General features: G+C 43.7%; 14 protein-coding genes and 1 pseudogene. 1 reads left to right on the top strand and 14 read right to left on the bottom strand.

Going from position 1 to position 13681, the window contains the following annotated elements:
* Nucleotides 1-242 precede the first annotated feature (242 nt).
* Nucleotides 243-1715, top strand: coding sequence for a transposase (locus VSQ62_RS31835; RefSeq protein ID WP_334637163.1), 1473 nt, complete (start codon nt 243-245; stop codon nt 1713-1715).
* A gap of 315 nt (nt 1716-2030) precedes the next feature.
* Here VSQ62_RS31835 and VSQ62_RS31830 read toward each other — a convergent pair whose 3' ends face one another.
* From VSQ62_RS31830 to VSQ62_RS31765, 14 genes and pseudogenes are all read right to left on the bottom strand, one after another.
* A complete protein-coding gene (locus VSQ62_RS31830) occupies nt 2031-2552 on the bottom strand; it encodes a GNAT family N-acetyltransferase (protein ID WP_334638730.1) in 522 nt (173 codons plus the stop codon).
* A 46-nt stretch (nt 2553-2598) separates the two neighbouring features.
* Nucleotides 2599-2913, bottom strand: coding sequence for a hypothetical protein (locus tag VSQ62_RS31825; RefSeq protein WP_334638729.1), 315 nt, complete (start codon nt 2911-2913; stop codon nt 2599-2601).
* Between the two features lie 58 nt (nt 2914-2971).
* Nucleotides 2972-3109 (bottom strand): DUF6019 family protein, encoded by a 138-nt coding sequence (locus VSQ62_RS31820; protein WP_286082386.1) that lies wholly within the window; start codon nt 3107-3109, stop codon nt 2972-2974.
* Between the two features lie 20 nt (nt 3110-3129).
* Nucleotides 3130-3615, bottom strand: coding sequence for a GNAT family N-acetyltransferase (locus VSQ62_RS31815; protein WP_286082387.1), 486 nt, complete (start codon nt 3613-3615; stop codon nt 3130-3132).
* A 33-nt stretch (nt 3616-3648) separates the two neighbouring features.
* Nucleotides 3649-4317 carry a hypothetical protein gene (locus tag VSQ62_RS31810; protein WP_334638728.1) on the bottom strand — a complete coding sequence of 223 codons (669 nt, stop codon included), beginning with the start codon at nt 4315-4317 and terminating at the stop codon, nt 3649-3651.
* Between the two features lie 235 nt (nt 4318-4552).
* Nucleotides 4553-4759 (bottom strand): hypothetical protein, encoded by a 207-nt coding sequence (locus tag VSQ62_RS31805; protein WP_334638727.1) that lies wholly within the window; start codon nt 4757-4759, stop codon nt 4553-4555.
* Nucleotides 4752-5171, bottom strand: a complete 420-nt coding sequence (locus VSQ62_RS31800) for a DUF6608 family protein (RefSeq protein WP_286082389.1) — start codon at nt 5169-5171, stop codon at nt 4752-4754. The genes VSQ62_RS31805 and VSQ62_RS31800 overlap by 8 nt, the downstream gene beginning before the upstream one ends.
* Entirely contained in the window at nt 5168-6091 is a 924-nt protein-coding gene (locus VSQ62_RS31795; RefSeq protein ID WP_334638726.1) for a glycosyltransferase family A protein, read from the bottom strand. Before VSQ62_RS31795 ends, VSQ62_RS31800 begins: the two co-directional genes overlap by 4 nt.
* Before the next feature lie 153 nt (nt 6092-6244).
* On the bottom strand, nt 6245-6745 hold the full coding sequence (locus VSQ62_RS31790; RefSeq protein ID WP_286082391.1) for a hypothetical protein: 501 nt from the start codon (nt 6743-6745) through the stop codon (nt 6245-6247).
* A 101-nt stretch (nt 6746-6846) separates the two neighbouring features.
* Complete coding sequence (locus VSQ62_RS31785; RefSeq protein ID WP_286082392.1) at nt 6847-7422, bottom strand: hypothetical protein; 576 nt, start codon at nt 7420-7422, stop codon at nt 6847-6849.
* A gap of 99 nt (nt 7423-7521) precedes the next feature.
* Nucleotides 7522-8754, bottom strand: coding sequence for a sensor histidine kinase (locus tag VSQ62_RS31780; RefSeq protein WP_331489069.1), 1233 nt, complete (start codon nt 8752-8754; stop codon nt 7522-7524).
* An 86-nt stretch (nt 8755-8840) separates the two neighbouring features.
* Nucleotides 8841-10219: pseudogene (locus VSQ62_RS31775) on the bottom strand (IS5 family transposase).
* Between the two features lie 219 nt (nt 10220-10438).
* Complete coding sequence (locus tag VSQ62_RS31770; RefSeq protein ID WP_286082395.1) at nt 10439-11143, bottom strand: LytR/AlgR family response regulator transcription factor; 705 nt, start codon at nt 11141-11143, stop codon at nt 10439-10441.
* A gap of 146 nt (nt 11144-11289) precedes the next feature.
* Nucleotides 11290-13674: an ABC transporter permease gene (locus VSQ62_RS31765; protein WP_286082397.1), complete on the bottom strand. Its 2385-nt coding sequence runs from the start codon at nt 13672-13674 to the stop codon at nt 11290-11292.
* Nucleotides 13675-13681: the final 7 nt, after the last annotated feature.

Here is a 13681-nt window from a genome sequence, read left to right as displayed (position 1 = left end):
GAGCAGTCTCGGAAACTCTTTAAGCCCGAATTTCCGCTCTTTTTTCATGTTCTTCTTTTTTGCTTTCCTCCATATCCCGGAAAACATTTTTGTTAAATTTTCAAAAAAGTATTGACATATAAGTCAAAATGTGCGGCGCGTTTGGTGACCATATACGCCAGTCACCAAACGCGCCCCTTGTAGTTAAGAAGCGTCTGTGCCACACGCACAGCATTAAACTAAACTACTAGGAGGTGCACTTTATGATCAAGTACTGGCAGTCCATGCAAGATTACAAGTACTTTCTCAACGAATCCAAAGTCCATTTCGATTCCTCTGAAAGAGTCCGGCTCCATACGGAGCTTTGGAAACCTTGGCAGAAACTCCGCCTTTTCGATACCGATAAGGCCATGGAGTTCCTTCTGCCCTTTTACTCCAACACTGGCAGGCCCGCTAAGAACCAGCCGCAAATCTTAAGGTCTTTTATCCTTTTCTTTCTTCTATTTTCAGAAGGTTTGGCCAAGCTATCCCTTACCCTTTGGGTCGACAGGCTCAAACATGACCGCCTCCTTGCCGCTCTCATCGGCTGCACTACGGATTCCCTGCCGCCCCTCGGTTCTTATTTTGACTTCATGGACAGGCTCTGGACTGCACCGCCAACGGACTTATATGCGCGGGACAAACTGCTTCCGGCTTCCTGGAACACCAAAAAGCCGGATAAGCCCAAAGGCAAAAAACAGAAAGCACAGGAGGCAAAGCCCAAAATCACAGAATCTATCGAAAAACGGCTCATGAGCGGGAAGGATATCCCTTTTAACTTTGAAGGGCGGCTGCAGCGCTTCTTCTATCACGTGGCTGTCCTGCCTTCCATGGAATCCGGTCTCATACCAAGGGAACACCTTACGGTTTCCGGAGACGGCACCGCCGTGCATACCCATGCCTGCCCACGCGGGCACCACAGGGTTGGCGCACCGGAAAACCTGCGGCATTTCCCCGACCCCGATGCTTCCTGGGGCTGGGACAGCGACCTGGAAAAATATTACTTCGGCTACACTTTGTTCCAATTATCCTGCTATAACAGTGAACTCAGGACAGATCTCCCCCTGCTTCTGCGTTTTACCAGTGCAAAGCGTCATGATTCGGTCAATTTCCTTGTCGCTTTCCATGAACTGGAAAAACATATGCCGGCTGTTTCCACCTCGAATATGTGCCTGGATTCTGCAATGGACAATTACCCCACCTACCGGATCCTTAAAAACAGGGGAATACGGGCCTTCATCGACCTGAACGACAAATGCGGCCGGCCAAAAACAATTCCTGATACCATCACCATTGACAAAGATGGAACGCCCTTATGTCAGGAAAAACTGCGCATGAAGCCTAACGGTTATGACAAATCCAGCGGTTACCTCATGTGGCGCTGCCCCTATGGGAAAGATCACTGTTCCAAATGTAAAAACTCCTGCACCGATTCCAAATATGGGAGAGTCGTCAAGACCCGGCCCGAATGGGATATCCGGCTTTACACCGACGTCCCCCGCGGCACAGATGCTTATAAGAAGATTTATAATCAACGCACCGCCACGGAACGTATCAACAACCGCATCCTCAATGATTACGGACTGCACCGTATGTTCATACACACAAAGGAGCATTATTCTTTCATGACAACCATGATTGGAATCTGCATCCATCTGGATGCCCGCTATAAACAGCAGGTGCAGGCAGTGGCATAAACCAAGTTTCCTGCTTCTGGATTCTTTCAGGCCTGTTTTCCGACAGGTTTTAAAGTCATGCACATTTTTATTCTTTATGCTCTCTGGACTGCTCAAGCCCCATAATCATCCATCCCTTATCCCTCTCATTTCTGAAAATCAACCCTTTCCTGCTTATTCTCTATTGAGTTTCCGAGAGTGCTCATCTCAATTTTGAGTTCAGGCAGAACAGGAAGCTGTATTTTTCTATTGCACTGTAAATTTCACACATAAAAATTCCCTCAATATAAAATCCTATTTTACGTTCGCCACAACTTCCCGACAACGGAAAGTTTGTCATTTTAATTTTTCCCATTCTTCACGCTTTATGGCATATGCATATGATATCCCATTCTTTTCATCGGGGTATTCTTTCACTTTCCTCATACCAATTGCAATGGCAGTAGAATATGAACCAATATTTGTATATTTCATATAAGAATATAGACAATCGTATTCTGTATTCATAAATGCCCAATCTCTAACCGCGCTTGCGGCCTCACTCCCAAAACCTTTCCTCCAATGATTTTTATGAATGTGATACCCTATTTCAGGCAGGAATTCTCCATCAATATTCTGTATTGTCAGCCCGCAGTCGCCGATAAATTCACCTGTTTCTTTTAAAACAGCAGCCCACAGACCGAATCCATATTCCTTGTAATTCTGGAGATTCCATTCAATCCATTTCATAGTACGCTCTTTATCAAAAGGATTAGGATAATGCTGCATGGTTTCTGCGTCTGACATTATTTCATATAACGCATTGAAATCTTGTAAGGTATATTCTCTTAGAATCATTCTTTCTGTTTCAATAATCATATTTTCCCTCTCCTAAATTCTGATTTTCCAGCATGTCAACTGGATTTTAGTGTTCTTTTTCTATTTCCAAATCAGTTTTATAAAATCCTAAAAACAAAAATCCCAGTCCTACAAAACCTCCAACACATAGAGCTACATGAATTGAGACATGGAATAAATACATTATTACGCTTAATAAAATCTCGATCAGTCCCAAAGCTTTTCCAAAGGATATAAAAATATCAGGCGCAATACTCTGTGCATACTCCCAATGTTCCCTTGTTTTTCGTGAAGTTGGTGTGTTATATCCATTATTTGAATCCATGTCGGATGCCGGATGTTTCTTGAAGGTATGTCCCACTGAAACCATTACAATTGGCATAATTAAATTTACCGTCAGTAAAGAATACAATCTAAACCTCCACTAATATTCCTTATATTTACTTCTTTTGTTCCAAATCAATGATTGTCTTATCCGCTTTTAAAGCCTCCTGTGCTTTCTTTTTTTCTATCTCTTTACAGGCTTCCAACATTCCATTTTTGACCGCCCATTTAACCACAAAATATAAAGCAATCAAAACAATAAAGGTTCCTTATTTTATTCATCAATCTCAATCATCCGTTTATATACACCCGAAGATTTTTCGTCAATCATAATTGCGTCTACACATTTTTTATAAAAATCAACAGCGGATTTTGCAGGCCATCCTATAATAGCATAAGCATAGCCCATCTCCTGCATGGATTCCAAAGACTTCAACAGCAGGGCTTTCCCTATTCCCTTTTTTCTTTCACTTTCCAGCACAGCCATAGGGCCAAAAAAATTCCTGGCTGTCGCCTCATAACATGCAAAACCGATGATTTTCTTTTCCCTTGTTGCAATATAACAGGTAATGGGATTATTAGAAAAAGCGGCCTTAACTTCATCTGAATAATCATCTTTTGCACATGTCCTGGAGAAAGCAATGATCCTGCTCCTGTCAGGCGCTAATGCTTTTTTGATTCTGATACCACTCTTGAATAAATTTACTTCTATGTCGTGCGAATGAGGTATATTATATAATTTAACAAGCATATCTGCCATATGATTACCTCCCAAAAAATATTGGTTTGCTGTCTATTGTGCCATATACGCATAAAGTGTAATCCATTTATTCTCTTCGCCAACTTTTCCTGCTTTAAATGCCGGGACACTTTTTGATGCAGTTAACAGGTATCTCCCATTATCCAGCCTGTGCCGGTTCAACACCTCATATCCGGCCTGCATCGCTTCAGATTCCCCTGGACACCCTAACACTCTTAATGCATATACAATATTCTGAACGCCGACTTTAATTGGATCTGACGGATAAAATGTCTCCAGCATCACATCCACCATCGGCGCTTCACTGTTATCCGTCCGGTAAAAAATATTCCTTTTGGTGAAATAATGTACTAACGCGCTCTCACACTCACATTCAATCCCTAAAAGATGAAGTTCTGCAACAAGCAGAAGATACTCAACCGTCAGCCTGGCACAGCTTTTATGTGGTTTCTTTGGGTCATTGATTTTCTTATTACTGCTGATACAGCCAAATCCGCCGTCTTCTTTGATCTTACCAAGCATACATCCTATCTCCTCTTTCACGATATCCACCTGGTAATATCCCAGTTTCACAAGATTCCTTAATAAATAAGGTTCGCCGCATAACATTTTAAATCCCGTGCTTTGGATCAGCGAAAACACTTCTTCGTCGATATCACTTCCGATATCAGCTCTGGTTAATCCCCATTCGGCAAATGCCATAATTGCGTCAAATTTCGCCCAGGGTTTCTCCTTTTCTAATTTCTTTAATGCCCGCTCATATACTTTGCTTTGAAGTAATTTATTTTTACATTCGATGACTTTTGTATCATCATCACTTAGTCTCAGATACTCCTTTAATGTCCGGAGCCTGACTTCAGGAGTGTCCTCTGCTAACAGATATTTTCATCCATTTTTACTCCCTTTGTAAAGTTATTTATTCACAGTTCCTAAACGGTCAGTCAATCTTATGAAAGAGTACCGTCTGTTCTTTCATGGATATTTTCCCAACCTGCCACCCATATTCCGCAAGCTCTTTCTTATATTTCAAAAAAGAGTGGTCAATCGGTATCCCCGCAATATTCTGAATCTCCTCAAAGGTCAGCCGGAAAGATTCCTTTCCGCTTTTCTGCACATATTCCCATAATGCGTTGTATTTACTCATCACTTTTCACCTTTCCTTTCTGCCGTTTCTTTTTCCTATAAACAAGAGTGACGGTATTGATGATACATAACAGCACAAAAAGACTCGTAAAATTAATCCAGATATCCCTGTATGCTGTTTTCGCCAAAGGCTCCCGCAGTCCGGTAGACCAGACATATGCAAACGCCAGCAACAGGGATGGAATATACGCGGTTACATATCTGAGAATCAAGGGTTTAACAGGCAGCTTCGTACACAACTCAAATGCCGCTACCCCTATCAGAAGGATCATAGCCCTGTCTAATTCGTGCCAGTTACCGCTTGGATCTTCATAAATACCGTCACAAAGATACAAAATGCTGCTTAACAATGTGATTCCTGTATATATAATCGAATAAATCGATACGATGCGGATCCATTTTTTCTTATTCATTTCTCTTCTCCAATCGAAGCAATCCGAACGGCTGAAGCCATTCCTCCGTCACCATATGTCGGACTTTCCAAAAACTCCTTTGACAACCGGCTTATTTCCTGATGACTTCTTATTGCGTGAGTTACTTCATTTTCCCAATGATATAACCTTAAATTTGATATGGTCTCTATTCCCAACAATGCATCTGCTAAATGGTCGTGATAGCTGCTAATATGCTTTTCAATCATAAAACGCATAATCTCCAGCCGTTTATCCATGCTTTTTATATTGGATGAAGCAGGAGCTGTACGATACTGGATCAGCGGCTTATCAACAATCCCAATCCATGCTTCCGGAGATGTTTCTATCATGCTTAAAAAGAAATCCCAGTCTTCAAAACCAGAACGCATGGATTCATCATATCCTCCACACTGTTCAAATATTTCCCGGCGAAGAATGTGTGTCGCCGGACAGCAATTGCGTGATAAAAATGAACTTATATTCCCTCCGGCAGGACAGACAATGGAATCCAAAATCCCAAATGTATGCATCCGGGACGAGGCGGCGACCATGGATGGATTGTCACGAAGCAATTGGCTTACATACTCCGTAAATTCAGGTTCCAGTTTATCATCCCCGTCTAATACTAATACCATTGGCGCCAGTGTTTTCTTTATACCGGTATTTCTCGCAGAGGATACTCCCCTGTTTTCTTGATAATGTATCATTACCGGAACCGACAGATCAGCCTTTTTTTCCATATCTTTTAATATACGTATGGAATTCTCTTCTTTGGAGCCGTCATCAACAATGATTATTTTTTTGGGTAATAATGTTTGGGCGCATAAAGATTCAACGGCTTCAAGAATCATAGTTCCTTGATTAAAACTTGTTATGACCGCCTCAATGTCTGCTCCAAAACAATCTCTGTTCTTATCCATTTTTATTTTTCCTTCCAATTCCAATGTCCGGGCTGCCTCATATTCTTCACAAAAAATGCAATTCCCTACAAGCCTGTATACCAAAAGAATCCTAACTTCCCCGGCAGGTTTTGGAACCATATGCAGTTCCTTCCCGCCGGGGATGGATTTCTTCTATGCAGAAATTGAAATATTCGTACCGGATTCGGGTCTTGCTGCTTCTCCTGTTTTCGTATAAATTACAGACTCTGTCATAATAGCATCTGCTCCTTCTACAGGTGTGCTGCTGTCTGTACCAACCTGAACCGAATCGGATCTCTCACCTGACACGGCCTTCCCGCTTTCGCTGATGCTGACTGTATCCATGTTGCCATTCCCGCTTTCCGCTATCCTCTTTTCCTGTTCCCCGCGTTCTTCCTTTCGTTTCCGGATCGCGTTTTCCTGCTCTGATTTCGCGTTTTCCCGCGCCTCTTTTGCCTCTTCTTTCATTCCTTTCTCAATCTTCTTCTGATAGTCCTCTGCTTTGTCTGCAGTCTCACCGACATACCCCATTGCCCGCGCCATGGTGGATGTATCGCCTCTCCTCTCTGCTTGTTCATAGACACGGAACGGCGTATTCATCATTTTCATATTCATACTTGCTCCTGCAAGGCCTTCCATTGTTTTCGCATGCATAATGATTCCTCCATCCAAATTTTTCCCGGCATAATCTTTTCAAAAATACTGGAAAACAATATACATTTGCCACCATTTCCCGAAATTCATTCCTTGTGAAACTATTTCATCTGGGAAAATTCAGCATGCTGCTTCCTGTATGTATCATTGTCTTTCTGGCTTAACTCATTCTCTACCTGTGCCAGTTTTTTCTCCAACTCCCGGATTTTCTTCTCATCTCCAGAAGCTAACCGAATCTGCTGCTCAAACTGCTGCTTTTTCTCTTTCAGTTTCTTAATTTCTCTGTCAACCTTATCCGTATTCCCGACACATTTCTCCGCCGGCTTTCCCTGGCCGTTCCCGTCTACTTTCGACTTTTTGCCATCCTCATCTGCTTTCGGCTCTTCCTTGTTATCCGCACGGTTTGCCTTATCCGGATCATCAAAAAAGATTTTCCTGCTGCCGTCCTCATCCTGTCCGATCCGATACAGTCCGACAGGCTCTTTTTCTGATTTTTCACCACGAATGTAAACATCCTGCGGTTCGGACAGTCTGCCTGATCCTTTTTCCCCGGCCGCCTTCTTAGCTTCCTGTGCTTCTTTTGCTTTTTCCGCCCTTTCCGCAGCCTGCTTCTCCTTCACCTTCTCTGCATAATCAGTTCTGGATTGCGCGTAATTTCCACTAACCTGCATTGCCATAAATATGTTCCTCCTTTAATCTGATATGATCGGGCAGCTATTTCTTACATTTATAAAAACAGCTTCCCTTTTCGCTTTTCGGCTGCAAAATGCGGGCGGTTAATCCATTTGCTGTGAGATGCATTCTGGATGCTGTGGAATGACAAGCAGCACCTGCAGGGCAAATACATCCTCCCTTGTCTCTATGCTCATGGCGCCGCTATATTTTTCTGCTACCGCCTTTATATTAGACAATCCCGTTCCCTTTTTCACCGCGCTTTTCCCCCGGAAGCTGTTCTCCACTTCCATCATGAGAAAATCTCCCTGCATACGCCCGGACACATGGATATACCCATCCATATTTTTACATGCCTGGATTGCATTATCCAACGCATTCGACAGGACAATGCAGATATCCATGTCTTTAAGGCCGCAGGGGTATGGCAGGAGAAGGGAACAGTTCACGCGGATTCCCATGCTTTCTGCAATCCCCAGTTTGTTTCCCATTAAGATATCCACTACAGGGTTATTGGTGCTGCAGGGAAATGACATTTTTTCGGCCATATGGTCCATATCCTCAATATAGCTTACAGCTTCTTTAAATTTCCCGCTCTCTAAAAGGTCTTTTATCACTGCGATATGGTTTCGGATATCATGGCGGAAGGACTTTGTCCTGTCATAGCGGGTCTTCGCTTCCTCCACATACTGGTTCAGGGTATGTTCCTCCTGCTCCAGCAGTGAAATTTTTGTGTTGAGACGGAAGTTTTGCTGCAGTTTCTTATAAGAGAACAGGATGCAGAACAGGCTTAAAAGCCCCAGAAGATGTATAACAAGCAGATGCCAGTGGCTGAACAGGTCTCCGGAAGGCCCGCCCTCCGCTAAAACTTCAAACTGACATTCAAATTCAACCGTATTGATATACTCACTCATAATAAATATCATCAGTATTGGAATGATAACCAAAAACATCTGCTGCATCTCCGCCGCAGAATAGCAGGAAAAATAACGATACACCATATAATAACAAAAACCGGACAGCGCCAGTGAAGCCGCCTCACTGACCAGCATAACCGCAATACCGTCCATATCACGGAAAACCACAGGCATCCATGGGCGTAAAAGAGCCAGTATGGATTTCACAATTCCGTAACAGAGCAGCATGATTTCAACCGCCAGGGCCGCATACAGAATGGATGACTTAACATCCGCATGGCACACCAAAATCCCGCATGCCGTAAGCAGAAAGACAAGCGCCGCAAAGCCTGTGATCGTGCTAGTCGGGACAAAATCGCAGACAATCACCGCACAGACTGCAAAAAGGAAGTAAAAAGGCAGCGATATTTTCTTTTTCAAAATTTTTCCCAAAAAATATAGCTGGAAAGCCATCTCAATGACACCCATGACATATACATTAAAAAAATCTAAATAGTGCCTGCTGATTAAGTCACCATTACCAACTTCCCCGAAATCTCTTCGGGGAAGCCTTCTAAGAGACTCAACAGGGCGCAGAGAATCCTCCTCTGCATTTTGAAGAGATTCGCTGTAAGTACCGATAACGCTATTGAGGTGAGTTGTGTTTCCTCCAGTTTGCTTACTATTAATCCTAATCCATAACTATGTTTTTCAACACTGAATTCCCGCTCCGCTTCAATCCGGTCCGTATTGTCTTGATATTCCTGTTTCTTCTCTATCTTTGTCTGTTTTTGCTTCCCTGGCCTTCCCAGCTTTGGACCTGACATCCGAATCCCTTTGCTTTTACAAAACCTTCGGTTTTCTCTCGTCCGGTAGATCTGATCTGCCAGTATCCGTTCCGGATAATGTCCTGTCCGGTTATAGTATCTCTTGACCGCTTCCTGAAGGTAAACACTTTCATTGTATGCTTCAAATGAGATCTGCTCAATCCGGCTATACCCTTTTTCATCTATGCTTAAGTCCAGTTTCGCCCCAAATTCTACCGAGGCTTTCGCTTTCCCCCTTACGATCGGACGCAGCCACGGCTGGCTGATACTTACAATGCGGTGTTCGACCGTATGCGTTTTGTTCTCATACATGTACAACTGTTGCTCATACAGTTTCATAATCGTCAGCAAAAACGGAATCTCCTTTTTTACTGGCGCATAGCCCTCTTCCATGAATTTCTCCAGATATCCAAGATCCCTCCGGACATAGGACAGCTGTTTCTTTACCGCCTTTCGCACCTGCTTTTTGGAATGTTTCTTTCCTTTCGCAAAAGACAGATATTCTTTCCGGGCTTTTCTACGGTAACGTCTTGGCAGCGGCAGTCCATAGGATTTACAAAACCGATAAATGATCATCTCCAGTTTTTCTCTTGCTTCATTTAAAAGGGATACATCCTGGGGATATCGGATGTTAGCTGGTGCACAGGTGGCATCTATGATCAATGTCCCCTCATTGCCTGCATCTTCCTGGTCCTTTTCATAATCCCTCTTTTCAGAAGAATCCTCTGACGGAGGATCCTTCTTATCATCATCCTGATTCAAAATATAGTCATTGGCTTCCATAATGATCTCAGGAGACAAACGTTTCCGGAAAAGGACAAGGGTACTTGCATCAAACGGTGGTTCTTCCTGATAACCCGGAAGCCCTATGAAGTATTGCAGATATGGATTCTCTGTAATCTGTTCCACAAGTTCGCGGTCTGAGAAACAGAGTTTCTTTTAGCATATTTTGATTCAAAAACATCCCATGGGATTTGTTCTGCCAAACGCACCCATCTGTTTTCGGGATTCATATGCATTCCTAATGGCTGATTAAAATCGAGGAATGAATGTTGTAACTTATCAAGATATTTGTACATATATCGGACTCCTTGCTTGTATATTTCTAAGGTTATCTGCACGAAAAATGAACGATTAATCTGCATTACCTTGCAAATATTATATACCAAATATCCAGAAAAGTCAGTAAAATCAAGCATTTCAAGTTTAATCAGCAGGCACTAAATACTCAGCCATTTTACCTGCCCCCATATGTATAACTTCTGTATCCATCCCATACCTTCATAGCTATACACAACTTACCTATTTTTCATATACTGCAGAATAACACCGGAAAACTCTTTGCTCCGCAGCCGTGATACAGGAACCTCTCTGCCGTTATCCATATATGCAACCCCGTTTTTATATCCTTTTAAATGTCTCAAATTGATGAGATAACTCCTGTGACACCGAAAAAAATGGCTGCCCAGTTTCGTTTCCAGATTCTCAATCTGCTCATAATAATCAAGAACCTCGCCGGATGTCAGATTCAGATATATTTTCCGGTCTATGATCTCACAGAAAATAATCTCATCTTTTTGGACGATGCGTCCCTCATACCCCTTTTGTATAAGCATACTGTCTTCACCGGCACTGCACATGGAAGCATAAAGGCGTTCCATGGTTTTCTCAAACTGTTTTTCTTCCACCGGTTTGAGCAGGTAATCGTACGCCTGCACTTCGAAAGACGAAAACACCATCTCTTTCAGTACCGTGATAAAGATCAGGAATCCTTGGAATTTATCTGCCCTCAGTCTCCTTGCGGTTTCCATGCCATCCATACCCTTCATCTGGATATCCAGAAAACAGATGTCTATCTGCCCGCCGCCGCTTAACAGCTCTTCGCCGCTTGAAAATGTCCGTAGGCAAACCTCCCTGTTCTTTTTACGGAAAAATTCGGAGACCAAAGTTTTTATATGATCGGACATATATTTTTCATCATCACAGATTGCAATGTGAATCAATGTGCCACCTCCCCGTACACAACAGCCGATGGCAAAATCAAATAGAATTTGCCATTGCTATAGGCAGACATTTTATTATAGTCTGCCTGAAACGCCAAAACAATCGAATTGCTGTGAAATGCTTTCTGAATGCTGTGGAATGTGAATTACGAAAGCGCCCGCATCTGTTCAATCAGGGACTCCTTTTTCTGCCTGCGTACCATCCAGACAGACAGGAGCAGTTCCACCGCGAACAGCGCCAGCAGGAACAGCCCCATTTCCAAAACCGGGAATTGATATGGCACAATCTTTCCCGCAAAGGCTATTTTGCTTATTTCCCTGGAAACTACAACGGCAATCGGAAGCCCCGCAAGCAAGACTGCCAATGCTGTAAAGAGCGCATAACACAGGCTCTCGCAGATGTTCATTTTACATAGCTGTTTTCCAGTCAGGCCAATGGAGTGCAAAATACTGTTTTCCCGTTTTCTGGATATCTGGTTTGAAAGGGTCGTGTTTATGAGGTTGATCACGCCAAACAGGAATACCAGCCACGAAAGCACCTGCATACTGCCGAACATGATCCTGCTTTGTGTTTCCTCATACTCCAGACTTTCAGCAAAGGTCCATAATGAAATGTCTGTATGGTTTGCAATCACATTTCTTAAACCCGCTTCTACACTCTGCGCTTTTTGGGGATCGCTTACAATATTCCACGAATAATCAAAATTCTCAACTTCAGGGAATAATCCCTGTGCAAGGTCTCTGGTGAGAAAAACCTGCGTAGAATCCATCGCCAGGCTACCATGCCCGTTTGTAACCTTCTTTGTATCAAAAGTACCTGCTAAAGTAACAGGAACGGTCTTCTGTTCCACAGTAAGTTCCAACGTCTGACCGATCTTGATATCTGCGGATCGTTCGAGGTATTTATATACACTTTCAGCTATTAAGATTTCATCCTTATCCGTCGGCATACTGCCTTTGACCAAAGCCCATTCTGCCTCCTGTTCGTTTTCCTCATCCAAAATATCACACATACTGGCAACAGGCTCATCGTCCGAAACAGCAACCTTCCCTAGAAAAGCTTCCCGTTTTTCAACAACATCTGTCACTCCGTCAATGGACATTATTTCTTCTTTCAACCGGGCATCGAACGGATTTCCCTTGGTCATAAGTTCAATTTCAGATTTTTCGGAATCCAGATAAAGTTCATAATCCCCGTCAGGAAAAAATTGCCGCGCATACTGCTTGGGCGATCTTGTCAAAAGAGCAGAAGCAATGACCAACAGACAAATGCCGCCTAAACTTAAAGAAGCCACAATCGCGGTTGTCTTTTTACGGTCGCGCATGAAGTTTGCGATTCCCATGGAAACGGGATTAAGCCTGATGTGTTTCCTCCGCCTGTGTACGGCGTCTGGCTCCGGCGAAAACCGGACTGCCTCCACGGGAGAAATGCCGGAAGCTATTTTCATCGGCCTGCGGATGGAGACGAACACCATAAACCAACAGATTACTGCCGCTAAAACAGCGGCTATCGCATAATACAGGGCGTGAAATCCTTTCGGAAATAGGAGAAAGCTGCCAGACACTCCCAACACTGTTCCAATCAGAGTCCCGATACTGCCAAGCCTTCTCCCCTCGCACTTCACGATCTGTTTGATCTGCTTCCTCGTTGCGCCAATCATCCGAAGCTGCCCGAAGCTTTGTATTTTGTCGTTGACGGAGATACGGAAAATGCTCTGGATTACCACATACCCGCCAATCAGGACGAGCAATGCGATACCGCCGACGACCGTAAAATCTATGGTTCTTTTATAATAAGTAAAATATCTGTTGTTCATTCCCACAGGCGGCAGCCCGTATTTTTCCGTAATCTCGCGGCAGGAAGCCGTCATGACCGCCTCATCCAGTTTCGTGTCATTCTCAAAATGCACATATGCACGATATCCCGCAGGGTCGAATCCTGCCCATTCTGTCAATGCAGCCTTTGACAGGACAAAAGGACAGGTATTCATCTCCTTTTCGCCTGCGCTGTCCATAATTCCGGTAACGGTATAACCGCCATGAAAACTCTCTGTATCTAAGGTCACCGTGTCCCCAACCTTAGCATTATCTCCATAGGTGGAAAGGAAGTATTTACTTACAGCAACTTCGTTTGCTTTTTCAGGAACCCGGCCCTCTAGCAGCCTCATCTGGCCACGGGCAGTATCCATCATTTCCCTGTCCATATACACATAGGACGCTGTATACCCTTGTCTGGAGGGTTCCTGGTCAAGCAGATAGTAGCCGCCCACGCGGGCAAATTCCGGCTGTTCTTTCAGGATTTCAAGATCCGCTTCGTCAATCCCCTGCCAGACCGCCTCATACGTATCTGCTACCTGATTACGCTGTATTTGTGCCAGAGAAACAGACGCAGTTCCCGCAAAGCAGATCAGGAACGCCGCCAGAGCGACCGCGATGATCACCATCCGGTTCCGGCGTTTCTCGCTTCTCATGCTTTTTTTTGCCAGCTTTTTTGTAATGGCGCTGGTGTCGTTCTCAAAAGGCCACGTCATGATCTCC

It is taken from the genome of Sporofaciens sp. JLR.KK001, from assembly GCF_036941055.1.
Classification (GTDB): Bacteria; Bacillota; Clostridia; order Lachnospirales; family Lachnospiraceae; genus Sporofaciens.
This window is presented reverse-complemented; position numbering and strand designations above follow the sequence as displayed.

Excerpts from the sequence above, each read along its gene's own strand:
- VSQ62_RS31790 (WP_286082391.1), bottom strand. The coding sequence starts at position 6,745 with ATGCATGCGAAAACAATGGAAGGCCTTGCAGGAGCAAGTATGAATATG.
- VSQ62_RS31795 (WP_334638726.1), bottom strand. The coding sequence starts at position 6,091 with ATGGATAAGAACAGAGATTGTTTTGGAGCAGACATTGAGGCGGTCATA.
- VSQ62_RS31835 (WP_334637163.1), top strand. The coding sequence starts at position 243 with ATGATCAAGTACTGGCAGTCCATGCAAGATTACAAGTACTTTCTCAAC.
- VSQ62_RS31810 (WP_334638728.1), bottom strand. The coding sequence starts at position 4,317 with ATGGCATTTGCCGAATGGGGATTAACCAGAGCTGATATCGGAAGTGAT.
- VSQ62_RS31815 (WP_286082387.1), bottom strand. The coding sequence starts at position 3,615 with ATGGCAGATATGCTTGTTAAATTATATAATATACCTCATTCGCACGAC.
- VSQ62_RS31785 (WP_286082392.1), bottom strand. The coding sequence starts at position 7,422 with ATGGCAATGCAGGTTAGTGGAAATTACGCGCAATCCAGAACTGATTAT.
- VSQ62_RS31800 (WP_286082389.1), bottom strand. The coding sequence starts at position 5,171 with ATGAATAAGAAAAAATGGATCCGCATCGTATCGATTTATTCGATTATA.
- VSQ62_RS31765 (WP_286082397.1), bottom strand. The coding sequence starts at position 13,674 with ATGACGTGGCCTTTTGAGAACGACACCAGCGCCATTACAAAAAAGCTG.
- VSQ62_RS31805 (WP_334638727.1), bottom strand. The coding sequence starts at position 4,759 with ATGAGTAAATACAACGCATTATGGGAATATGTGCAGAAAAGCGGAAAG.
- VSQ62_RS31825 (WP_334638729.1), bottom strand. The coding sequence starts at position 2,913 with ATGCCAATTGTAATGGTTTCAGTGGGACATACCTTCAAGAAACATCCG.
- VSQ62_RS31830 (WP_334638730.1), bottom strand. The coding sequence starts at position 2,552 with ATGATTATTGAAACAGAAAGAATGATTCTAAGAGAATATACCTTACAA.